This is a genomic window from Methanoculleus taiwanensis (genome assembly GCF_004102725.1).
Lineage (GTDB): Archaea > Halobacteriota > Methanomicrobia > Methanomicrobiales > Methanoculleaceae > Methanoculleus_A > Methanoculleus_A taiwanensis.
Map to the genome: position 1 here is coordinate 311,595 of NZ_LHQS01000003.1, position 21,936 is coordinate 333,530.

Annotated in this window: 20 protein-coding genes; 8 read left to right on the forward strand and 12 right to left on the reverse strand. The window is 59.8% G+C overall.

All coding sequences use genetic code 11. The features are described from left to right. Positions 1–16: 16 nt before the first annotated feature. Positions 17–421 (forward strand): pyridoxamine 5'-phosphate oxidase family protein, encoded by a 405-nt coding sequence (locus ABH15_RS12145; RefSeq protein WP_128694648.1) that lies wholly within the window; start codon positions 17–19, stop codon positions 419–421. Between the two features lie 15 nt (positions 422–436). Here the strand turns inward: ABH15_RS12145 and ABH15_RS12150 are convergent, their stop codons facing one another. Beyond that, entirely contained in the window at positions 437–1,621 is a 1,185-nt protein-coding gene (locus ABH15_RS12150) for an argininosuccinate synthase (protein WP_128694649.1), read from the reverse strand. A 526-nt stretch (positions 1,622–2,147) separates the two neighbouring features. On the opposite strand from ABH15_RS12150, the gene ABH15_RS12155 reads away from it, so the two are divergent. The 4 genes from ABH15_RS12155 (at position 2,148) to ABH15_RS12170 (ending at position 6,114) form a co-directional block, all read left to right on the forward strand. Next, the gene (locus ABH15_RS12155) at positions 2,148–3,431 is read left to right on the forward strand and encodes a quaternary amine ABC transporter ATP-binding protein (protein ID WP_128694650.1); all 1,284 of its coding nucleotides are present in this window, start codon (positions 2,148–2,150) and stop codon (positions 3,429–3,431) included. Beyond that, positions 3,415–4,260, forward strand: a complete 846-nt coding sequence (locus tag ABH15_RS12160) for an ABC transporter permease (RefSeq protein WP_241648110.1) — start codon at positions 3,415–3,417, stop codon at positions 4,258–4,260. The genes ABH15_RS12155 and ABH15_RS12160 overlap by 17 nt, the downstream gene beginning before the upstream one ends. A 208-nt stretch (positions 4,261–4,468) precedes the next feature. Then, positions 4,469–5,350 carry a glycine betaine ABC transporter substrate-binding protein gene (locus tag ABH15_RS12165; protein ID WP_128694651.1) on the forward strand — a complete coding sequence of 294 codons (882 nt, stop codon included), beginning with the start codon at positions 4,469–4,471 and terminating at the stop codon, positions 5,348–5,350. A gap of 503 nt (positions 5,351–5,853) precedes the next feature. After that, positions 5,854–6,114 (forward strand): hypothetical protein, encoded by a 261-nt coding sequence (locus tag ABH15_RS12170; protein ID WP_128694652.1) that lies wholly within the window; start codon positions 5,854–5,856, stop codon positions 6,112–6,114. Between the two features lie 162 nt (positions 6,115–6,276). On the opposite strand, the gene ABH15_RS13725 is transcribed toward ABH15_RS12170, so the two are convergent. Continuing rightward, positions 6,277–6,717, reverse strand: coding sequence for a peptidoglycan DD-metalloendopeptidase family protein (locus tag ABH15_RS13725; RefSeq protein ID WP_164913748.1), 441 nt, complete (start codon positions 6,715–6,717; stop codon positions 6,277–6,279). Between the two features lie 523 nt (positions 6,718–7,240). Between ABH15_RS13725 and ABH15_RS12180 the strand changes: the two genes are divergently transcribed. Next, complete coding sequence (locus ABH15_RS12180; RefSeq protein ID WP_128694654.1) at positions 7,241–7,786, forward strand: HdeD family acid-resistance protein; 546 nt, start codon at positions 7,241–7,243, stop codon at positions 7,784–7,786. Positions 7,787–7,874: 88 nt separating this feature from the next. Here ABH15_RS12180 and carB read toward each other — a convergent pair whose 3' ends face one another. After that, positions 7,875–11,045, reverse strand: coding sequence for a carbamoyl-phosphate synthase large subunit (gene carB, locus ABH15_RS12185; RefSeq protein ID WP_128694655.1), 3,171 nt, complete (start codon positions 11,043–11,045; stop codon positions 7,875–7,877). Then, on the reverse strand, positions 11,045–12,100 hold the full coding sequence (carA, locus tag ABH15_RS12190) for a glutamine-hydrolyzing carbamoyl-phosphate synthase small subunit (protein ID WP_128694656.1): 1,056 nt from the start codon (positions 12,098–12,100) through the stop codon (positions 11,045–11,047). Before carA ends, carB begins: the two co-directional genes overlap by 1 nt. 144 nt (positions 12,101–12,244) lie before the next feature. Between carA and ABH15_RS12195 the strand changes: the two genes are divergently transcribed. Together ABH15_RS12195 and ABH15_RS12200 are read left to right on the forward strand one after the other, a co-directional pair. Beyond that, positions 12,245–13,111, forward strand: coding sequence for a flavodoxin family protein (locus ABH15_RS12195; RefSeq protein WP_128694657.1), 867 nt, complete (start codon positions 12,245–12,247; stop codon positions 13,109–13,111). A gap of 48 nt (positions 13,112–13,159) precedes the next feature. After that, a complete protein-coding gene (locus ABH15_RS12200; RefSeq protein ID WP_128694658.1) occupies positions 13,160–13,504 on the forward strand; it encodes a hypothetical protein in 345 nt (114 codons plus the stop codon). Here ABH15_RS12200 and ABH15_RS12205 read toward each other — a convergent pair. The 8 genes from ABH15_RS12205 to ABH15_RS12240 form a co-directional block, all read right to left on the reverse strand. Next, on the reverse strand, positions 13,501–14,082 hold the full coding sequence (locus ABH15_RS12205) for a carbonic anhydrase (RefSeq protein ID WP_128694659.1): 582 nt from the start codon (positions 14,080–14,082) through the stop codon (positions 13,501–13,503). The genes ABH15_RS12200 and ABH15_RS12205 overlap by 4 nt on opposite strands. 135 nt (positions 14,083–14,217) lie before the next feature. After that, entirely contained in the window at positions 14,218–15,861 is a 1,644-nt protein-coding gene (gene ilvD / locus ABH15_RS12210; protein ID WP_128694660.1) for a dihydroxy-acid dehydratase, read from the reverse strand. 279 nt (positions 15,862–16,140) lie between these two features. After that, positions 16,141–16,884, reverse strand: coding sequence for a uroporphyrinogen-III C-methyltransferase (cobA, locus tag ABH15_RS12215; RefSeq protein WP_128694661.1), 744 nt, complete (start codon positions 16,882–16,884; stop codon positions 16,141–16,143). Beyond that, on the reverse strand, positions 16,881–17,765 hold the full coding sequence (gene hemC, locus ABH15_RS12220; protein WP_128694662.1) for a hydroxymethylbilane synthase: 885 nt from the start codon (positions 17,763–17,765) through the stop codon (positions 16,881–16,883). The genes cobA and hemC overlap by 4 nt, the downstream gene beginning before the upstream one ends. Next, entirely contained in the window at positions 17,750–18,997 is a 1,248-nt protein-coding gene (hemL, locus tag ABH15_RS12225; RefSeq protein ID WP_128694663.1) for a glutamate-1-semialdehyde 2,1-aminomutase, read from the reverse strand. The genes hemC and hemL overlap by 16 nt, the downstream gene beginning before the upstream one ends. Continuing rightward, positions 18,984–19,967 carry a porphobilinogen synthase gene (gene hemB / locus ABH15_RS12230; protein WP_128694664.1) on the reverse strand — a complete coding sequence of 328 codons (984 nt, stop codon included), beginning with the start codon at positions 19,965–19,967 and terminating at the stop codon, positions 18,984–18,986. The genes hemL and hemB overlap by 14 nt, the downstream gene beginning before the upstream one ends. Further along, positions 19,946–21,220 (reverse strand): glutamyl-tRNA reductase, encoded by a 1,275-nt coding sequence (gene hemA, locus ABH15_RS12235; protein WP_241648111.1) that lies wholly within the window; start codon positions 21,218–21,220, stop codon positions 19,946–19,948. Before hemA ends, hemB begins: the two co-directional genes overlap by 22 nt. Further along, on the reverse strand, positions 21,213–21,827 hold the full coding sequence (locus ABH15_RS12240) for a precorrin-2 dehydrogenase/sirohydrochlorin ferrochelatase family protein (RefSeq protein ID WP_241648112.1): 615 nt from the start codon (positions 21,825–21,827) through the stop codon (positions 21,213–21,215). Before ABH15_RS12240 ends, hemA begins: the two co-directional genes overlap by 8 nt. Positions 21,828–21,936: the final 109 nt, after the last annotated feature.

Consider the following 21,936-nt stretch of genomic DNA (forward strand, 5'->3'; position numbering starts at 1 on the left):
CGAGGAGATGGTGATTATGGTTTCACTGAACGATGATATGAAGGCAGTCTTTTCGAAGACGAAAGTGTTCCCGATGGCAACAGCGTCTAAAACCGGGGTTCCGAACGTGGCTCCGATGGCATCGGTCGAGCTCGCCGACGATGCCACGATATGGATCATGGATAACTACATGCAAAAGACGCTCGAGAACCTCAAGGAGAACCCCGCAGTGGCGCTCTATGTCTGGGACCCCGACACCAAGCGGTGCTTCCAGGTAAAGGGATCGGCGGAGATCCAGACGTCGGGCGAGGCATACGAAAAGTTCCGCGCCAAGATGAAGGCGAAGAGTGAAGCGTACCCGGCAAAGTCGCTTATCGTGATCTCGATCACCGAGGTCTTCGAGTGCACGCCGGGTAAAGAAGCAGGAAAGAAGGTGCTGTGAGCACCGATCTTCCATCTATTTTTTCATATTCTTGCAGAGGCGGGCCTGCAGCCCGAAGTAATTCGAGAACCCGACGGCGTGGTTCTGGTCGATGGTGCAGCTGTCAAAGGATACGAGATCGTCCGAGTAGATCGCCGAATCGGACGCCCTGCCGAGCACCTTGACGCTGCCCTTATAGAGGCCGACGTCGACTGTGCCGGTGACGCGCTCCTGCGTCGTGTCGATGAACGCGTTCAGGGCATGGTAGAGCGGTTCGTGGACGAGACCCATGTAGCCGAGTTCCGACCACTTGTCGTCGACGATATGCTTGAACGCCAGTTCGTTCCTGGTCAGCACGAGGTGCTCAAGGTCGTGGTGGGCGGCGAGGAGGACGGTTGCAGCCGGATGCTCGTAGATCTCGCGGGCTTTGAGCCCGAGGATACGATCTTCGATCATATCGTTTCTGCCGACGCCGTTCTGCCCTGCAATCAGGTTCAGGCGCTTGATAAGGGCAAGACCACTGAGCCTCTCTCCGTTGAGCGAGACGGGCACACCCTGCTCAAAGCCGATAGTGATCTCTTCCATCCTGTCGGGAGCATCCTTCGGCGAGACCGTCCACGCGTAGATATCATCGGGCGGGTGGAAGGACGGATCTTCGAGTTTGCCTCCTTCGATGCTTCGGCTCCAGCAGTTCTCGTCGATACTGTAGGGCTTATCCTTGACGACGGTCACCGGAATGTTGCGCTCCTGCGCGTACTGGATCTCCCACTCACGGGTCAGGTTCATCTCACGCATCGGGGCAACGATATCGTACCCTCCCGCTCTGAATATGAAATCGAACCGGAGCTGGTCGTTGCCCTTACCCGTGCAGCCGTGAGCGATGCAGCGGGCGCCCTCCTTATCGGCGATCTTTACGATCTCTTCGGCAATGAGCGGCCGTGCAAGGGCGGTTCCCATCGGGTAACCTTCATACGACCCGTTCGCCTTGATCGAGCGGAAGAGGTACTCTTCGACGAACCTCTCCTTGACATCGATCGTATAGTGCTGGTCTGCGAGCAGTATTCCCTTCTCTGTTGCTCTCCGCATCTCTTCTTCGGGCTGACCGACGTCGACCGCGACGGTGACGACTTCATCGTAGCCATAGTGTTCCCGCAGAAGGGGGACACAGATGGAGGTATCAAGACCTCCGGAAAATGCAAGGACGACTTTTCCCTTCTCCATTCTCAAACTCCCGCGTCGCACTGGATATAGTTCTGTAGCAGAACGATACAGTCCACAGTAGTATGATCTTTCTCCCAATAAATGAATGGTATCGTAAATCAGCCCTCATAACGCACCACCGATAGTCCTTCAGGGAAACCGTGGGCGGCGGCCGGGCTATCAATGCTGCCAGTCTTCCGCCGTGTTAGCCATACAAAATGGGTCGCTTCCATTGCCTCATACAAAAAAAACGGGCGCGGGGTCGTCGACAGGCATCACGTTGACCGAGCGGAACAGGGGCGCGACCTAAAATGCCATACTGCCCGTTATATTGCCCCTAACACCAGAATATCTGAAAATAGCCCGATTTACGGACAGTCTGTACAACGAACCAAAATTCCTTCCCAAAATGACGATTTTTTCAAAATTCCCAGTATAATCGCCCAATTTTCGAAACCGGAAATTATAAAGTGGCATGAATAGAAATCAGATCTATCGGTGTCATATACACGCACATTCGAATATCCAGATTTTTTGAGAGGATTCCATGGAGCAGTACAGAGAAGAGAAACCAATAGTCCAGGTCGCGAATCTGGTAAAAATCTTCGGCCCAAAACCCGAAAAAGCCCTGCAGCTTCTGCAGTCGGGCTCATCAAAGCAGGAGATTAAAGAGAAGACCGATCATGTCGTCGCCCTGAAGGATGTATCGTTCTCGGTCTATCCGGGTGAAATATTCGTCCTGATGGGGCTGTCGGGATGCGGAAAGTCGACCCTGCTGCGCTGCCTCAACCGGCTCATCGAACCGACTGCCGGCATGGTGTCGCTCGAGGGCAGCAATATCGTAGCCCAGTCACCCGACGAGCTGCGGCAGACACGGCGGCGGAAGATCGGCATGATCTTCCAGAACTTCGCCCTGCTTCCGCACCGGAACATCATCGGAAACGTTGCGTTCGGACTTGAGGTGCAGGGCATGCCTGAGGAGGAGCGCCGCCGGAAAGCCCGGGAAGCTCTCGCACTCGTCGGGCTTTCCGGTTATGAGGAGAGCATGCCTTCCGAGCTCTCGGGCGGTATGAAACAGCGTGTCGGGCTCGCCCGTGCGCTCGCGAGCGACCCGGACATTCTCCTGATGGACGAAGCATTCTCCGCCCTCGATCCGCTGATAAGGAGGGACATGCAGGACGAACTCATCGAACTGCAGCAGCGGCTCAACAAAACCATCGTCTTCGTCACGCACGACCTCGACGAGGCTTTGAAACTCGGCGACCGGATTGCACTGATGAAAGACGGTGAGATAGTCCAGGTCGGCAGTTCCGAGGATATCCTGACGAGGCCGAGCAACGCATACGTCGAGAAGTTCGTCGCCGATGTGGATATGGCAAAGGTGCTGACGGCAAACGACGTGATGAAACGCCCGGAACCGGTGGCACCGAGCACCGCCGGCCCGAGAGTCGCCCTGCACCTGATGGAAGAGCACGACATCGCCAGCATCTTCGTCGTCAACCGGCAGCGGCAGGTCAGGGGGCTTGTACTGATCGACGACGCCGTCGAAGCACTCAAGTCAGGGAAACTGCTGGAAGACGTCCTGATCACCGATATCCCCACGGTCACCTGCGACACGCCCGTCGCGGATATCATCCCGGTGATCGCCGACAGCCGGTATCCCATTGGCGTCGTCGACGTGAACGGAAAGATCCGGGGGATCATCGTCCGTGGCTCGGTGCTCGCCGCCCTGGCACGCAAAGAGGTGGCTGTAGAGCAGCCGGCCGCACCGCCTACAACGGTCCAACACGCCGGCCCGGTGGAGAAGGAGGTCGATGCAGATGCTGCCTAAGATCCCTCTTGGTGACGGCGTGGAGATGCTTGTCGACTGGATAGAGGATTATTTCGGCTGGCTGCTGGACGGGATCAGCGGCGGGCTCAAATTCCTGGTCGACGGGTTCCAGGACATTCTGCTCCTCATTCCGGCACCGGTCTTCATCGTCCTCGCCGCGATCCTGGTCTACTTCATGACCCGCCGGGATCTGAAGGTCACCCTGCTGACCGCTCTCGGCCTCTTGCTGATCTGGGATCTCCAGCTCTGGGATCTTGCGATACTCACGTTCGCACTGGTGATCTCCGCGACCCTGCTGGCACTCGCCATCGCCATCCCGCTCGGCATCCTCTCTGCAACGAACGAGCAGATACATGCCGTACTGCGGGTGGGACTCGACTTCATGCAGACGATGCCCTCCTTCGTCTACCTCATTCCGGCCGTGATATTCTTCGGCCTCGGGAATGTCCCGGGCATCATCGCTACGGTGATCTTTGCGATGCCTCCCGCGATGCGGCTCACGAATCTCGGAATCCGCCAGGTTCCGACAGAACTCATAGAAGTTGCGGACGCGTTCGGCACGACTCCTGCACAGAAACTCATCAAGGTGCAGCTCCCGGTCGCTCTCCCGACGATCATGGCAGGCGTCAACCAGTGCATCATGCTTGCACTCTCGATGACGGTGATCGCCTCGATGATCGGTGCGGCGGGTCTCGGGCTTGAAGTGCTGAAAGGGATCCAGCGGGTCGATGTCGGGAGCGGATTTGAGGCAGGTCTTGCTATCGTCATCATCGCCATCATCCTCGATAGGATCACCCAGAACCTCCTCCCAAATAAAACCTCCCCATAAATCCTTTATAAAGTCGGGATCTAATGTAAAAGAGGTCATTTCTGGCCTTTTTGACATGTCGTGCAGAACGGCCAAGAGAAAGGTTTCTCTATGATCACCGGCAGAACACCGGTGCATCCTTTTTCATCATGCAGACTGTTCGGCATGCGACTATCGCTGCCCCGACGAACAGACAGATGCGGGGCAGATCAGTAAACAAGGTGAATTTATGTTTTTCAAAAAAGGAAGCATCATTGCGCTGGCCGGGTGCCTGCTCGTCCTCTGCGTTCTGGCGGCAGGCTGCACGACGCAGCCGACAACGACACAGACCGAATCGAAGGGCGAAGTCAGTATCGGCTACGTAACCTGGGATTCGGAGATTGCCAGCACCAATGTGCTTAAACAGACATTTGAGAAGGCCGGATACGACGTCGAGATCGTCGCCGTCGATGCAGGGCCGCTCTACCAGGCGGTTGCGAACGGCGATGTCGACTGTACGATCTCCGCATGGCTCCCCGCCACACAGGCAAACTACTGGGAGGAGTACGGTGACCGGATCGATATGGTCGGTAGGAACATGGAAGGAACGAAGATCGGACTTGTCGTTCCGTCGTATGTGACCATCGACTCCATCGACGAACTGAACAGTGTCACGGAGAAGTTCGGCGGAAAGATCACCGGCATTGAACCCGGTGCCGGTATCATGTCACGGACCGAAGAGGCGATCGACGCATACGGTCTTGATTACGAGATCGTCGCAAGCAGCAGCGCAGGCATGGCTGCCGAGCTCCGTTCCGCTGTCGCAGACGAGAGATGGATCGTCGTGACCGGATGGACGCCGCACTGGAAGTTCGCCCGGTGGGATCTGAAGTACCTCGACGACCCGAAGGGCATCTACGGCGGTGAAGAGTATATCGCGACGCTCGCCCGCCAGGGTCTCGCGACCGACAAGCCCGGTGTCTATGAGATCCTCACCCGGTTCAACTGGACAGCCGCCGACATGGAGTCGGTGATGGTCTCCATCGAGGAAGGCGCATCGGACGAGGAAGCGGCAAAGGCATGGGTCGATGCCCATCCCGACCAGGTGAACGCCTGGATCGGCACTCAATAACTCTTTTTTCCGACTCTGCCGGAACATACGGGCTGTCGGCCAGGTCTTTGCCCCGTGCCCGGTCAGCGGTGACGCGGACGAACTCCAGAGGTGCTCGGCTGATATCTATCAGCATTGCCTTCCGATTGCGGGCGTCGGTGAGCGGATGCACATGAGTAATAGCCACAGAATATCTCCGGGCAGATTTGTGCAACACAGCACCGGTTAAGCAACGCTTATATATCGGCAATCCAGGCCGAGATCTTCCGAATTTCGACCCACACAGAAGCCCTCAGACAGCCGATCTCGGGTCGATCCAGGGGGAGACATCCCCGGAAAATTACTCTGCCGCATATGGCCGACATGGCTCTCCGATCCTGCCGTTTTACGGTGATCGGGGCGACATATACAGGATAATTTCCGGTACTGGAATCCGACATCCGAAGAGGGCGATAGAACCGGAAAATAACGCCGATTTGACCTTCGTTCGGGAGGCCCGGAGGGTGACTTTCCCGCGGGGAGACGTGTTTCGCGATCCGCTGTTCGAAGAGATCCCGGCAAGCCCGGGAGAACGCAGAAAACAGGGCATTTTGCGTAATTACTGCCACAGTTATCGTCCATCCATAAGCCATACGCAGATCCAGATCGGCTGCGCACGCTCATCAGGCCTTCCTCTTCAGTCCGAAGAATTGCCGGACGAGCCCGGCATTCTCTTCCCGGATCCTGCTATGTCCACCAGCCAGTTTTTGCCCGACCTCTTCTGCGATGCGGCTGAAAAGTTGTGACCAGGAAGGCGATTGAGAAAGGGATTTTATACCGTCTCATTACGGGTGCTGTTGCACATTGGAGTTATCACTCTTGGTTGTCGTGGAACTCTGTTTCCGTAGCCTTCTGAGTGCAGTCTCACTGCAAGAATTGCCTGGCGATTTCCCGCATGGCTTTCTTTGTCATGGCAGTTCACCCATATACCGTATACGTTCAAGCCGCCCCGGAATGCCGTTGGTTACGGACTCCCATGCCGTATCGCGGTAACGTTCGTAAGATCGGAAACGACAGGGAAGGCCGGTGGCTGTAAACGGGTCGTCTCCCTTCATGAGCTGGAAATGCAGATGCGGCGCCATTGTATTACCCGAATTGCCGACTTCGCCGATCAGAGCGCCTGCCTGTATCTGCTGCCCTTCTTCTACGTTCACTGAGCCGCTCCGGAGATGCGCCAGAAAAGCCGAGCAGCGTTCCGAGCGGACGACGACACAGTTTCCGGCGATCCGGTGGAGATCGATCTTCCGGCGGGAGGGTGCACGCATGAACGAATAGGTGAGAAGGAGCGAGTGAAAGATATCCTTGAACGTGTTCACTTCCAGTATGTCGGGCCAGCCGTCGCGGACCATGACGACTTCGCCATCAAAGGGAGAATATATCGGCTGAGCCCAGCCATAGAAGTCATTTACCGAGACATGACCGTATAGTTGATGAAGCCTGTTTTTCGACGAAAACCGCATGGAAGGTTCCCATTTTGCCCTTACGAAATCGAAGGCATAGCGCAGGCCGAACTGCTCCGTGCCGTGGCTTGGTACACGGTATGCAGGCGTACGGACGGCCGTCCATTCACCACGGAGTGGGAACTCGACAGTATTGTTATCTTCCGCGTTGCGCATGAATCTTCCATCCCCTCCTCATCGCGGGCACAACTGTAAGAATGCACTTCTTTCGAATTAAATCCTGGGTATCAGCTTCTGCACGCTCCTGTTCCATCCGGGTGCCGGCATCCCGGGAAGCACAGGCCCCTCCCCTTATCGCGACGGCAGACCAATCACCCCGGCCGCACCGCCACCATCCCCTGACGGACGAAGGCTGCCTGCATGCATAAATAGTGCAAGCACAGTATGCAGTCCTGAACCAGAAGGTTTTACCATGGATGGAACACAACAGAAATGGTATTATGTCCTGAGAGGCGTCATCGCGCTCCTCTTCGGGATTGCCGCCATCGTATGGCCGGCCGTCGTTCTCGAGTTCTTAGTCTACTTCTTCGGCTTCTTTGCCATCATCATCTCAGCATTCGCACTCATCGCCGGAGCAACCTCCGGCCCTTCCGGCAGCGCAAAGTGGTCGATCATACTCCTCGGGCTCCTCGGGATTCTGATCGGCATCTTAACGCTTGTCTCACCGTACTTCTTTATCGTGATCATCATCTATCTTATCGCGTTCTGGGCATTGATCACCGGTGTCGGCGACTTTGTCGCCGCATTCACCGCATCGGCAGGAATGGGGATGCGCCTCTTACTCGTGCTCCTCGGCATCGTATCGCTGATCTTCGGAGGAGTTCTCCTCTTCTACCCGCTCCTCGGTGCAGCCACCATCGTCTGGGTGCTCGGGATCTACGCCATCATCTTCGGCATCCTCGGAATACTCTACGGAATCACCGGCGGAAGCACCGGGAGGGCGCCACTAGCGGCATAAGTCCTGCGACCGCTACCGTATCGTCATGAGAAAAAAGCGGAGGCGTCTTCTGCGGGGGAAGAATATCCCCCGCAGCATGATCTTCCGGTTATGCCGTTCCGATATAGTGGCCGAGCGGTTCGATGGTGATCTCCTCGCGCTGTATCGCGTCGATCGCCATCGCAGCGGCGCGGGCCGCCTGCAGCGTGGTGATGTAGGGAATGCCGTAGTCGATAGCCATGCGCATGATCTGGAGGTGATCCTGCCTTGAAGCCTTGTCCGCAGGCGTATTGATAATGAGACTGATGCCGCCGTGACGCATCATGTCGATGACGTTCGGGGAACCTTCCTGGACTTTGCGCACCAGATTCGCCGCGATACCGTTCTGGCCGAGGAACTCCACCGTTCCACCGGTGCCGTAGAGGGAGAGACCCATCTCGCTAAGCTTCCGTGCGATCGGCATCATTTCTTCCTTCTGCTCGTCCGTCACCGAGATAAAGACATTGCCGCTGACCGGAAGGGTGTTGTCGGCAGCGGTGCAGGCCTTATAGTACGATCGGCCGAAATCGTAATCGATGCCCATGACCTCGCCCGTGCTCTTCATCTCGGGGCCGAGCACCGTATCGACGCCCGGCAGCTTGTTGAAGGGGAGCAGCACCTCCTTGACCGCTACATGGCCGATCTCCCGCTCGGTAACCCCGATATCGGCAAGTTTCCTGCCGATCATAACTTTTGCCGCCACCTTGGCGAGCGGGATGCCGGTCGCCTTTGCAACGAAGGGAACCGTCCTGCTCGCACGCGGGTTGGCCTCGAGGACGTATACCACGTCGTTCTTGACCGCATACTGGATGTTGATGAGCCCGACGACACCGAGGCCGAGGGCGAGTTTCCGGGTGTAGTCCCGCACCTGCTGGATCACCGATGCGGAGAGCGACTGCGGCGGAATGACACAGGCGGAGTCTCCGGAGTGGACTCCCGCCTCCTCGATGTGCTCCATGATACCGCCGATCAGCACGTCGGTGCCGTCGCAGACGGCGTCGACGTCGATCTCGACGGCATTCTGGAGGAAGGAGTCGATCAGGACGGGGTGCTTTCTGCTCACCCGGACAGCCTCTTTGATGTAACTCTCAAGCTCCGTCTCGTCGTGGACGAGCTCCATCGCCCGGCCACCGAGGACGTAACTTGGACGCACCAGAACCGGGTAGCCGATCTTCTTCGCCATCGTCCGTGCTTCCTCTTCGGAGTATGCGGAGCTGTTCGGAGGACTCGGGATCTCGAGTTTCGCCAGGAGCTGGCTGAACCGGTCGCGGTCCTCGGCAACGTCCATGGCGTCGGGGCTGGTTCCGAGGATCCGCACAGGGAGATTGAGTTTCTGTATCGCCTCACCGAGCGGGACGGCAAGATTTACGGAGTTCTGGCCGCCGAACTGCACCATGACCCCGTAGTAGTCGTCCTTCTTCAGGATGTTCACCACATCCTCAAGCTGCATCGGCTCGAAGAAGAGGCGGTCGGAGGTGTCCGCGTCGGTCGAAACCGTCTCGGGGTTGTTGTTGACGATATGCACCTCGACTCCCTCCTCCTCCCGGAGCGCCATGACGGCGTGGACGGTGCAGTAGTCAAACTCAATCCCCTGTCCGATCCTTATCGGGCCTGAACCCAGGATCAGCACCTTCTTCATCCCGTTCTTCGTGATCTCGCACTCGTTTTCCCAGGTCGAGTAGAAGTACGGGGTCGTCGCCGGGAACTCCGCAGCGCAGGTATCGACCATCTTGTAGGTCGGCGAACCGGCAAGCGCGTCGATCTCCTCCGGGCTTCTGCCCGAGAGCTCGGCGATCTCCTCGGTCGTGAACCCGTAGCGCTTTGCGTTCCGGACATCTTCGGGCTCGAAATTCCTCTGCAGTTTCTGCTCCATCACGACGACGTTCTGCATCTTCTCGAGGAAGAAGGGTGTGATGGCGGTAAGGCTCGCGATCTCCTCGACCGAGAAGCCCTCCCGGAAGGCATCGAAGAGACAGCCGAACCGCTCGTCGGTCGGTCGGGTGAGGATCATCCGGATCTCGCTCGGGCTCGTGTGCCGCTTCATATCCGTGTCGAGCGACCGGAGCGCCTTCTTAAAGCCTTCCTCAAGCGTCCGTCCGATCGCCATCACCTCGCCGGTGCTCTTCATGGCAGTGGTGAGCGTCCGGTCGGCGGACTTGAACTTGTCGAACGGCCAGCGGGGCACCTTCACCACGATATAATCGATGGCAGGTTCGAAGGATGCCGGGGTGGCACCGGTGACGGTGTTCGTGATCTCGTCGAGGCGTAGGCCAATCGCTATTTTGGCTGCAACTCGTGCGATGGGGTACCCGGTCGCCTTGGAGGCGAGAGCGGACGACCGTGAGACACGGGGGTTTACCTCGATGACCCGGTAATCACCGTCGCGGAAGGCGAACTGGACGTTGCACCCGCCCTGAACGTCGAGCGCACGGATGATCTTGATTGCGGCGCTGCGCATCATCTGGAATTCATCGTCGCGGAGCGTCAGGATAGGTGCCACGACGACGGACTCCCCGGTGTGGATCCCCATCGGATCGACGTTCTCCATACCGCAGACGATGATGCAGGTATCGGACGAGTCCCGCATCACCTCGAACTCGATCTCCTTCCAGCCGGCGACGCTCTCTTCCACGAGAACCTGGTGGATGCGGGAACGGGCAAGGCCGAGTTCGATGATACGGCGCATATCCTCGGCGGTGTGCGCAACACCGCCGCCGGAGCCGCCGAGCGTGTATGCAGGCCGTATGATGGCGGGGAGACCGACCTCGGCAAGAGCCGTATCGATCTGGTCCAGCGATTCGAGGATCATGCTCTTTGGGATCGGCTCGCCGATAGCGTTCATCAGGTCGCGGAACTGCTCGCGGTCCTCGCCGCGGTAGATCGCTTCAAGAGGCGTGCCGAGGATCTCGACACCCTCAAGAGCTCCCATCTCTGCGAGCTCCGCGGTCATGTTGAGGCCGGTCTGCCCGCCCATGCCGGAGAGGATCCCATCCGGCTTCTCCTTCTTGATAATCTTCGCGATTATTTCCGCCTTCAGCGGTTCGACGTAGATGGCGTCCGCCATATCGGGGTCGGTCTGGATCGTCGCCGGATTCGAGTTGACGAGGATTACTCGGATACCCTCTTCCTGGAGGGCGCGGCAAGCCTGGGAGCCGGAGAAGTCAAACTCCGCCGCCTGCCCTATCTGGATCGGCCCCGAGCCGATGAGAAGGACCGATTTAATATGATCTTTTCGCGGCATCAGGGAATCCCCCGGTAAATTCTGTCAAAGAAGTGTATTTCCGTATCGCGCGGCCCGCCGTGCGCTTCGGGATGGAACTGGACGCATGTGATGTTCAGATCCTTGTTCTCGAATCCCTCGACCGTACCGTCGTTGACGTTCCGGTAAGAGATCTCGCAACCCTCAGGAAGGGTATCAGCATCGACCGAAAACCCGTGGTTCTGCGTGGAAATGTAGATGCTGCCGTCTTTGTAGCGGACGGGCTGGTTCGTGCCCCGGTGGCCGAACTTCATCTTGTAAGTCTCGGCGCCGAGCGCGAGCCCGGTCACCTGGATCCCCATGCAGATACCGATGATGGGCAGCTCGCCCGCAAGATCGCGGATCAGCCTGATGACCGCCGTCGCCCTGCGGGGATCGCCGGGTCCGTTGCTGATGAAAAGGGCGGTGGGCTTGCATGCCATCACCTGATCGGCAGTCGCGTTGTGGGGGAAGATACAGAGGTCAGCGCCCCTTTTTGCAAGACTGACGAGGATATTGCGCTTGATACCGAGATCGATGACGGCTATCCGTTTCCCGGGTCCGGCCAGCCGGTACGGTTCCGGACAGGATACGCTGTCGATCAGATCCTGATCGGTTATCGGCGCGACCGACCGTGCGCGCTCGATCGCCGCTTCCTCGTTATCGTCGCCGACGATGAGCGATGCACGCAGCGTGCCGCTCATCCGCGTTTTGATCGTCAGCATACGTGTATCGACACCGGTTATACCAAAATGCCCGTTCTCTTCGAAGAACCGGGCGAGAGAAGAGTTCGTAGAGGGTTTTGCGCAGATCTCGCGGGTGACGGAGCCCAGCGCATGAACCCGGGGACTCTCGAAATTTTGCGTGTCAACACCGTAATTTCCGATTGTAGGAAAGGTGAACATTAAGATCTGACCGGCATAACTCGGATCCGTCAGGGACTCCATGTAACCGGTCATCTGTGTGGTGAAGACGAGTTCGCCCGAGCAGCTCCCTTCAACACCAAAACCATTTCCTTTTATAAAAGTGCCGTCTTCAAGACCCAGAACCGCCTTCATGAATTACCATAGTACATGTGTCCGGGACCTTATTAACGGTAGTGACGGATCGGCGTCCTGCCGCATCCCGTCCGTCTTTCTATCGACCATCCTGCCGAAAGGACACCCCGTTACGTTCATATGGTATACCGCACACTGCGATGCATGGAGGTCAAGAGAGTTCCAGTCGAGAGCCGGACGGTCGAGACACCGATCGGACCGTTCATCATCAGTCTCGTCCGCGAGGACCTTGGCGGCGTCTATCCGGGTATGCGGCGATATACGGTGGAGATCCGACATGCAGAGCAGTGCGTCTACCGGTACGTGATCAACTCATATGAGCAGCCGCCGCATACACTCTTCTCCACCGACGAGGTGGCTGAGATTGTATTCGGCAGACTCGCGTATGACGTAGCGGCACGCCCGCAGCACTATACGGAAGCTCTTGCGCCCGTTCACCGGGCGCTCCCGGGCGGAACCTACGACGTCGTCATCCTGCAGGGGAGCCCGCGGCAGTTCGGCAGTTCGGCAACCCTTGCCGGGTGGTGCGCCGACGAGGCATCACGGCAGAACCGGTCAGCGCATATCTTTTCCGTGCACGAGATGGAGATTCGGCCATGCTCCGGCTGCTATGTCTGCTACAACCAGGGGATCTGCCCAATCGATGACGATATGCCGGTTATTATCAAGGCCATCGAGACAGCGTCCCTCCTCATCATCGCAACGCCGGTCTACACCAATACCGTTCCGGCAGGCCTCAAGGCCGTCATCGACCGCGGCCAGGCGCTCCATGCGCGGCATACGCTCCTCGGGAGACCCTCTCCGGGCAATGGCCTTCTGATAGCCATCGCAGGGCGCCCGGGTCCTGAGCCGTTCGAATGCACGCGATCGGTCACAAACGCGTTTATGCGGAACATCGGCATCCATCCTGCCGGGGAGATCACGATCGACCGGATGGATACACGCCGGGATGTCAGGGCGATTGAAGGGCTCGAAGAACGGGTCAGGACGGCGGTCGCTTCGCTGCTTTAGCCTGCAGCGAGCCGAAGGCTGATATAGGGGGAACCGGGATGATGGTATATGGCAGATGTTATTGTTGAGATAGTCGGGCTCTCCGAGTCGGAATGCGGCCCGTTTCCCTGTGACGAGACGCGCAGCTGCGGCCTTGAGGTCTGTTATCCGTCGAACCGCATGATGGACGCCATAAGCGCCCTGCGCGACGAGCTGAAGAAGGAGTACGGCGATCGGGTCGAGGTTCAGCTGACCATCATCGACGAGGCCGTGCCCGATTACGTCAGAACCCTTATCGAAGAACGGCAGCCACCCATTCCGATGATCCTCGTGAACGGGCGGCTCACGTCCATCGGTAGGATCTCATTCCCGTTGATAAAAGAGGAGGTCGATTATGCCCTGGAGGAGGCTTAATAGACCTTTTTCAGCTCGCCGGTAGCGAGGTCGAAGTAGAGGCCGTGCACCCGGAGACGCCCCTCCTTCTCCGCCGCGCGAACCGGCGGGTAGGTGCGGAGGTGTTCGAGCTGCAATCCGATATTCTCAAGCTCGATGAGCCGCCGCCTGATCAGTTCCTCTTCAGGCGTCTTTGGAACCTGCATCCGCGTATCGACACGGCGCTTCGCTTCGATTGCGTTGTTGAGCCAGAGCGGGATGTAAGCATCCTTGCTCTCCTTGTCAAGCGCCTTCATCGCCCCGCAGTCGGAGTGTCCGCAGACGACGATGTCCCCGACTTTCAGGTGGTTTACGGCGTACTCAAGAACGGTGGCAAAATTCCAGTCGTGCACCGGGACGATGTTGCCGATGTTACGCTGGACGAATATCTCACCCGCCTTTGCCCCGGTGATCCGCTCGGGGTTGACGCGCGAGTCCGAGCAGCCAATCCAGAGGACGGTCGGGCTCTGGCTCGAGACGAGGCTCCCGTAGTGTTCGGGGTCCTGATTAAAATCCTCTTTGAGAAACGTCTTGTTACCTTCGAGAAACTTGTCGATCATTACATCACCACGGTATCATATTAGAGGCTTCCCTCGGAGGGGTTTGCCTGGAAGAGACTGTATCGCCAGGGGATACATATACCCTCCGCCTTTTCCCGTTTGAAAAAAAAGAGAACAAATGGAGATTAAAAGGCGCTAACGCTGCACAGCGCCGAGATTTGCCTGCTCGACCGTTCGTGCGTAGCGGGCGAGCACGCCGGAGAGGTTCCGCTGCCTTGGAGTCCAGGATCTCCTCCTCTCCTCAAGGATTACCGGATCCACGAGCAAATCAAGGCGTTTCTCGTAGAGATCGACCTCGATCGGGTCACCTTCCCGCACCAGCGCGATCGGGCCGCCGACTTCGGCCTCGGGAGCGACGTGCCCGATGCACGGGCCGCGTGTGCCGCCGGAGAACCGACCGTCGGTGACGAGGACGACACGGGTATACCCAAGCCCCATCAGCGCCGATGTCGGGGAGAGCATCTCGGCCATCCCCGGCCCTCCGCGCGGCCCTTCGTAGCGGATGACGAGAACGTCCCCTTCGGTGATCTCCCGGCTCAAAATGGCCGCCATCGCTGCCTGCTCACCGTCGAAGACCCGGGCAGGCCCCCGGTGCCGCCACATTGCCTCCGGAACGGCAGCGCACTTCACGACGGCGCCGTCGGGGGCGAGCGACCCCGCGAGAATCTTGAGCCCGCCGGCAGGGCTGACCGGGCCTGCGACGGTCTTTAAGATCTCGCCGTCGGCCTCCTTCGCCTCACGGGCGATGGAAAGGATGCTCTTCCCCGCTACGGTCGGAGAGTCGTCGAGGTACGCACTGAGCTCCCGCAGAACCGCAGGGATTCCGCCTACCCGGTGGAGCGCGAGCATCGAGTGCGGCCCTGCGGGCTGCATATGGCAGATATGCGGTGTCTGCTCACTGATGGCGTTGAAGGTCTCAAGATCGAGAGGCACCTTGGCCTCACCGGCTATCGCCATCAGGTGAAGAACGGTGTTCGTCGACCCGCCGAGTGCCATATCCACCCGCACCGCGTTCTTCAGGCTCTCGAGCGTAATGATCGAACGCGGTCGGATATCCTCTCTGACGAGTTCGACGACGCGCTCGCCGCTCTCGCGCGCGATCCGGAGTTTACCTGCATCCACCGCCGGGGTTGCGGCACACCCAGGGAGGCTCATTCCAACCGCCTCGGTCATGCACGCCATGGTATTTGCGGTATAGAGACCCTGGCAGCTGCCGCAGCCCGGCATCGCCGCACACTCGAGCTCGCAGAGTTCGTCCTCCCCCATCACGCCGGCGGCGACCTTCCCGACTCCCTCGAAGACATCGATAAGCGAGAGGTCGCGCCTGTCCTGGTAGCCGGGGAGCATCGGCCCACCGGTGACGACGATCGCCGGGATGTTGCAGCGTGCCGCGGCCATCAGCATCCCCGGGACGATCTTGTCGCAGGTGCCGACGCAGACGAGGCCGTCGAACCGGTGCGCCTCGACCATCAGCTCAATCGAGTCGGCAATATTCTCCCGCGACGGGAGGGAATAGCGCATCCCCTCATGCCCCATCGCGATGCCGTCGCAGATCCCGATCGTCCCGAACTCAAAGGGAACACCGCCTGCCGCAACGATCCCTTCGTTCACCTTCGCCGCGACCGACCGGAGGTGTATGTGCCCCGGGACGATCGTATTCCAGGCGTTCGCAACACCGATGAACGGAAGACCCATCTCCTTATCCGTCACCCCGAGCGACCGGAGCAGCGATCGGTTCGGCGCTCTCTGGTAACCTGTCTTAACAGTCTCACTCCGCATGATCATCGTATCCGTTGGAAGGTACGTGGGACGTACGCCTGTATAAGATCTCGGTGCACCACACGGGGCAGGATCGTTCCCCAAAAGACACACCGCAACGATGAAGAGCAGCAGGATTGCGTCAGGCAACGAATCCCCGAGCGGAAAGAGAGACCATAAAAATACGTCCTGTCGGGGTTATCGGCAGGTCTGCCGCCAGGAACCCTCTTCCCAGCCTCACTGTAACCAGTCTGGAGAGAGGCCGCAGGGACAAGGGGAGGGGAAAAAGAGCTGGAGGCTCTACTCCGCAGGGAGAGAACCGTCGTAGAGGTTGACCACGCCGCCGATGACGATGACGGCGGGCGGGCGGACACCTGCCTCCCGGCACTGCCCGACGATCGTCGCGAGCGTTCCGACCGTGACACGCTGGTCGGGGCGCATCCCGCGCTCGATAACGGCGACCGGCGTGGCGGGATCTTTCCCGCCCTCAACGAGCGCCGAGGCGATCTCCGGCAGGTTCTTAACGCCCATCAGGATGACGAGCGTCCCCGCGCTCCGAGCGAGAAGTTCCCAGTTCAGAGCCGATTCGGGCTTTGTCGGATCCTCGTGGCCGGTGAGGATCGTCACCTGCGAGGCGTACTTCCTGTGCGTGACCGGGATTCCGACGCACTCCGGCACGGCAATGGCGCTCGTTATCCCCGGGACAATCTCCACCGCTATCCCATGCTCCCGCAGCACCTCGACCTCCTCGCCGCCGCGCCCGAAGAGGAACGGATCGCCTCCTTTCAGGCGGACGACCGTCTTTCCTTCCCTGACACGGGCGACCATCAGATCCTCGATCTCGTGTTGCTCGAGGGTGTGGTTGCTGCCGTACTTCCCGCAGTCGATCAGCTCTGCACCGGCAGGGAGCGTTGATAAGATCTCCTCGCCCGGAAGCTGATCGTAGAGCACCACGTCGGCCGCATCGATGACTTCGCGCGCCCGCAGGGTCAGAAGCCCGAGACTCCCGGGACCCGACCCGACCAGATATGCCTTTCCGCTCATTGTGCTATCCCCAGTGTCTCGTATGCGTCCCGGATCAGGTCTTCGGAGAGAGCATGGAGTTCCCGCCCGCATTCCCGCGCATCTTCGAGCGTCCTGATATGCTGCTCGACCCGTTCGAAACGCGTCCCGTCGAGCGCGAGTACCTCCGCGATCAGGTCGCCGCCCCGGCAGTAGATCCCCTGCGGGGTGAAGCACCCGCCGCCCACCTCTTCCATGACCGCACGCTCTATCTCGGCGTCGAATCGTGTCGCGGCGTGATCGAGGAACGAAAGCGTCTCGACAAGTGACGGGTCGTCCCGGCAGACGACGGCGATCGCTCCCTGGTTCGGTGACGGAACGAACTCGCTGACCGGGAGGCGATTCCCCGCGAGGCGGTACCCGAGCCGCTCGATCCCCGCTTCCGCAAGGACGATGGCGTCGTACTGCTTCTCCCGGAGCTTGCGGATCCTTGTATCGACGTTACCGCGGAGCGGATTGACCGTGATCGAGGGATCGAACCGGAGGAGTTGGGCACGGCGCCGGGTGCTCGACGAACCGACAATCCGGACATCATCGATCGCTCCTTCGTAGGCGAGGAAATCCGCCGGGGAGTCACGCTCCAGTACCGCACCGAGCGTGAGCCCTGCAGGGCGGGCGGCAGGGATATCCTTCATGCTGTGGACGGCAAGGTCGATCTCACCCCGGAGAATGGCATCGTCGAGTGCCCTGACAAAGACACCCTGCCCGCCGATCTCGTGGAGCGGGACGCCCGTCGTCGTGTCGCCTTCCGTGCTGATAACGAACGTCTCCACCTCGATATCCCGGTCGGCAAGCATTCTGCAGACCCGTTCGGTCTGCACCAGCGCAAGAGCGCTGCCCCGTGTACCTATTCTGACAGACATGTTACATACGCCGCAATAATCTGGTCGACATCCTGGTTCGTGTGCACGGCAGAGAGGAAGTTCGTCTCAAACTGGGAGGCGGGGAGGAAGACACCCGCATCGAGCATGCCTTTCCAGAATTTCCCGAAGGCCGTGGTATCGCACTCCTGCACCTCCCGATAGTCCCGCGGCACTTCCGGGCGGAAGTAGTGCTTGAACATCGAACCGAGTCTGACGAACGAACCCCGGCCACTCCTCGGGATCGCCTCTTCTATCGCCCGAGCAGCCTCGTCCATCCTCCGGTAGAGGTCGCTGTGTGCGTGAAGATGCCGGATGGTCGCTATCCCCGCGGCGAGGCTTAGCGGGTTGCCGCTGAAGGTGCCTGCCTGGTAGACCGGCCCTAAAGGCGCGATCATCTCCATGATCTCGCGCCTCCCGCCGAATGCACCGATGGGGAGTCCGCCGCCGATGATCTTGCCGAAGGTGGAGAGGTCAGGCTTCACCCCGTAGGCGGCCTGCGCACCCCCGATACCGACCCGGTATCCGGTGATCACCTCGTCGAAGATGAGGAGGACGTCATGGGCGGCGGTGATCTCCCTGACCGCCGCAAGATAGCCTTCATCCGGGAGGATGAGCCCGACGTTCCCCATGACCGGTTCGAGGATGAACGCGGCGATATCATCGTTCGCGGAGAGCAGGGTCTCGAGCGCCTCAGGGTTGTTGAACGGCACCTGCCGGGTGTGTTCCACAAGCTCCGGGAGCACGCCCGCCGAGTTCGGGATCCCGAGCGTTGTGGCACCGGAACCCGCTTTCACGAGCACCGCATCGTGCGCTCCGTGGAACCCGCCCTCGACCTTGACGATATCCTTCTTTCCGGTGTATCCCCGGGCGAGCCGGATGGCGGACATCGTCGCCTCGGAACCCGACGAGACGAACCGGATCATCTCAAGACCCGGGTGGTCGCCGACTATCAGCCCGGCAAGCTCGATCTCAAGCGGCGTGGGTGTCCCGTACAGCCACCCGGAGGCGAGCTGCCGCTCTATTGCCTCACGGATTCCGGGATGAGCATGTCCAAGGATCAGCGGCCCAAACCCGAGACAGCAGTCGATAAGATCGGTGCCGTCCGCCGTCGTCAATCGCGAACCCGCCGCACCGGTCGTGTAGAAGGGATAGGGTCTGATGGCGCGCACCGGGCTGCTGACACCCCCCGGCATCAGCATCTTCGCTCGTTCGTAATAATCACTGCTCTTCATCAAGCCACCTCGCTGCGTCTTCGGCAAAATAGGTCAGAATGAGATCCGCTCCCGCCCTTTTGATGCAGAGCAGGCTCTCCATCACCACGGCGCGCTCGTCGATCCAGCCCCGCTCGGCGGCGGCCTTGATCTGGGCGTACTCGCCGCTGACCTGATAGGCGGCGATTGGGAGCCCGAGCTCTGCGAGCGAAGAGAGGATATCCAGGTACAGTCCTGCCGGTTTGACCATCAGGATATCCGCACCTTCGTCCGCATCGAGCGCCGACTCCAGATACGCCTCGCGGGCGTTGCCCGGATTCATCTGGTAAGTGCTCCGGTCGCCGAAGGAGTACCCGGAGCCTGCCGCATCCCGGAACGGCCCGTAGAGAGCGCTCGAAAACTTCGTAGAGTAGGACATGATCAGGACGTCCTGATACCCGGCGCCATCGAGCGCCTCCCGGATCGCCTGCACCATGCCGTCGAGCATGCAGGACGGCGCGACGACATCGGCGCCGCTCTCTGCCTGGCTGACGGCGATCTTCGCCATCAGGTCGAGCGAAGGATCGTTTAAAAGGTCGGGACCATCGCAGGTTTCACCGACGATACCGCAGTGACCGTGATCGGTGTACTCGCAGGCGCAGAGGTCGGTGCAGACCACCATATCCGGCACGGTGGTTTTGATCGCCCTGACCGCCCGCTGGACGACGCCGCCTGCGGCATACGCCCCGCTCGCCTCGCAATCTTTCTGTCCGGGTATCCCGAAGAGGATCACCGCACGGATGCCGGCATCCCGGAGCCGTCTGACGTACGTCGCAACACCGTCGACCGGGTGGCGGTACTGCCCGGGCATCGATCCGATAGGCTGCGGCTCTTCGATCGATTCGTCGACAAAGATCGGAGCAATCAGGTCTTTCTTCGAGAGCGTTGTCTCCGAGAGCAGAGGCTGAATAGTCCTCCGCCGGAGCCGTCTCATTCGTCGCGTGGGAAACATAACGGTTCACCTTGAATCATCGCCCGTACGAGGGCTTCCGCCGTAGCCAGATCGCCGCATTCAGCGCTCGACCGGATGGCAACGGTCATATCCGAGAGGATTTTTTTAATCACCGACCGGGTCAGGTCGTCGACGACGGAGGCGACCCGGGGATCGGCCGCCCCGAGGCGGTGCAGCGCACGGTCGCGCTCCCGTAGCCGGATCGACTCCGCCCAGGTATAGAGGAGGGCGAGCGTCTCGTCCGCTGCCGCCCGCTTCATCTGGCGGACGAACTGATCGAGTTCTTCGTTTATTATCCCCTGAGCCCGTTCCGCCTCCGTTTTGCGGGAATTTAAGTTTGTATCGCTCACTTCACGGAGATCGTCGATGGTAAAGAGGTGAACGCCGTCTATCGACCGGACATCCTCCTCCACGTCCCGGGGCTGAGCGATATCGATCAGGATGAGGTGGCGCGGGTGAACGTCGAGCGGCCAGAGCCGCTCCTCCATCACCGCCCGGATCTCACCAGCGTGGATCACTGGGTGCGGTGCTGCGGTGCAGGAGATGACGACGTCCGAAAGGGCTATGTATCGATAGAGATCATCGAACTTGACCGCTTTGCCGCCGATCTTCCCGGCAAGGATCTCCGCACGCCGGGGTGTTCTGTTGGTGACGTAGATGGCAGTCAGATCCTTTGCGGCAAGCGCCTGCGCGACGAGCATTCCCATCTCGCCCGTCCCCACGACAAGGATATGCCGATCTTTCAGGCTCCCGAGGAGCTTCTCCGCCAGCGTCACCGCCGCAGATCCTATGGAGACGGCGCCCCGGTTTATCTCCGTCTGCCTGCGCACGCGGACACCGACGTGGACGGCCTTCGTCACGCAGAGCTCGATGAGCGTGCTGCAGGCACCGGCAGTCTGCGACAGGGAGAGCGCTTTTTTGAGCTGGCCGAGGATCTGATCTTCCCCGACGATCATGGAGTCGACACCGGAGGCGAGCTCGAGGAGGTGCCGGGGGACGCTCGCCCCTTCGAGGACGAAGAAACCCTCCCGCCCCTGTTCCTGCAGGAACTCGGTGAGCGCGGCACCCTCGCCCTGCACCACGACCTCCACCCGGTTGCAGGTCTGCAGGAGCAGGGCACCCTTGAAATATGCCCGGGCAAGCCGGAGGAACTCATCCTCGTCGGGAAAACGGAACCGCTCGAGGGTGGCGATATCGGCGGAATGGTGGTTTACGCCCGCAAGCGCGAGCGGTGAGAAGGTCGATTCAGGCACGCAGATACCTCTCCTCTGCAATCCGCCGTGCGTCGGCGTAGTCGGATGCAAGAGCCGTCCAGATCTCCTCATCGGAGAGGATGCTCCAGAGTGCCGCCGACCGCTTCTCCTGCGACGGCTCGGTCTCCTTCAGCATGGCTCGAAGTTCCCCCTGCAGCTCGATCATACCGTCCAGTTCTCCATACTCTTCCTCAAGCCTCATCCGTATATACCGCGGCACGGCGGGGCTCATCCCGAACGTGGTTATCGCCATCAGGTAGCGGCGTCCCCGGATCACCGACGGGATCAGCACATCTCCCTGCTCCCCTGCCGCATTGTTGAAGTGAACACCCCTTCTCCTGCAGATCCTGCCGATCCGGTCGTTCAGTCCGGCATCGGGAGTCGCGGCCACGACGAGGAAGGCATCCCCGACCAGTCGCTCAAGATCGTCGTCCGGCATCCCGGCGAGGTCTGTCCGGCGCCGCCGTACCGCAAGATCGTCGAAGGCAGGCGCAAAAGAACGGCTGATCACCGTTACATCTGCCTCATGACGAAAGAACGCAGCCTTTCGAGCCCCGACCTCTCCCCCTCCGAAGATAAGTACCGCCCTGCCCGTAAGATCAAGCATGAGAGGGATCATCTGATGTATATGTGGTGAAACGTCCAGATTAAGGTGTTGGATTTCGGCCTGGGGCGTGGAAATACCCCCCAGGAGCACTATTCCCAAAGCCCGTCAG

What these genes read in the sequence shown, in the direction of transcription:
- ABH15_RS12145 (WP_128694648.1), top strand. Translation starts at nt 17, where the DNA reads ATGGTTTCACTGAACGATGATATGAAGGCAGTCTTTTCGAAGACGAAA.
- ABH15_RS12150 (WP_128694649.1), bottom strand. Translation starts at nt 1,621, where the DNA reads ATGGAGAAGGGAAAAGTCGTCCTTGCATTTTCCGGAGGTCTTGATACC.
- ABH15_RS12155 (WP_128694650.1), top strand. Translation starts at nt 2,148, where the DNA reads ATGGAGCAGTACAGAGAAGAGAAACCAATAGTCCAGGTCGCGAATCTG.
- ABH15_RS12160 (WP_241648110.1), top strand. Translation starts at nt 3,415, where the DNA reads ATGCAGATGCTGCCTAAGATCCCTCTTGGTGACGGCGTGGAGATGCTT.
- ABH15_RS12165 (WP_128694651.1), top strand. Translation starts at nt 4,469, where the DNA reads ATGTTTTTCAAAAAAGGAAGCATCATTGCGCTGGCCGGGTGCCTGCTC.
- ABH15_RS13725 (WP_164913748.1), bottom strand. Translation starts at nt 6,717, where the DNA reads ATGGTCCGCGACGGCTGGCCCGACATACTGGAAGTGAACACGTTCAAG.
- ABH15_RS12180 (WP_128694654.1), top strand. Translation starts at nt 7,241, where the DNA reads ATGGATGGAACACAACAGAAATGGTATTATGTCCTGAGAGGCGTCATC.
- carB (WP_128694655.1), bottom strand. Translation starts at nt 11,045, where the DNA reads ATGCCGCGAAAAGATCATATTAAATCGGTCCTTCTCATCGGCTCGGGG.
- carA (WP_128694656.1), bottom strand. Translation starts at nt 12,100, where the DNA reads ATGAAGGCGGTTCTGGGTCTTGAAGACGGCACTTTTATAAAAGGAAAT.
- ABH15_RS12195 (WP_128694657.1), top strand. Translation starts at nt 12,245, where the DNA reads ATGGAGGTCAAGAGAGTTCCAGTCGAGAGCCGGACGGTCGAGACACCG.
- ABH15_RS12200 (WP_128694658.1), top strand. Translation starts at nt 13,160, where the DNA reads ATGGCAGATGTTATTGTTGAGATAGTCGGGCTCTCCGAGTCGGAATGC.
- ABH15_RS12205 (WP_128694659.1), bottom strand. Translation starts at nt 14,082, where the DNA reads ATGATCGACAAGTTTCTCGAAGGTAACAAGACGTTTCTCAAAGAGGAT.
- ilvD (WP_128694660.1), bottom strand. Translation starts at nt 15,861, where the DNA reads ATGCGGAGTGAGACTGTTAAGACAGGTTACCAGAGAGCGCCGAACCGA.
- cobA (WP_128694661.1), bottom strand. Translation starts at nt 16,884, where the DNA reads ATGAGCGGAAAGGCATATCTGGTCGGGTCGGGTCCCGGGAGTCTCGGG.
- hemC (WP_128694662.1), bottom strand. Translation starts at nt 17,765, where the DNA reads ATGTCTGTCAGAATAGGTACACGGGGCAGCGCTCTTGCGCTGGTGCAG.
- hemL (WP_128694663.1), bottom strand. Translation starts at nt 18,997, where the DNA reads ATGAAGAGCAGTGATTATTACGAACGAGCGAAGATGCTGATGCCGGGG.
- hemB (WP_128694664.1), bottom strand. Translation starts at nt 19,967, where the DNA reads ATGTTTCCCACGCGACGAATGAGACGGCTCCGGCGGAGGACTATTCAG.
- ABH15_RS12240 (WP_241648112.1), bottom strand. Translation starts at nt 21,827, where the DNA reads ATGCTTGATCTTACGGGCAGGGCGGTACTTATCTTCGGAGGGGGAGAG.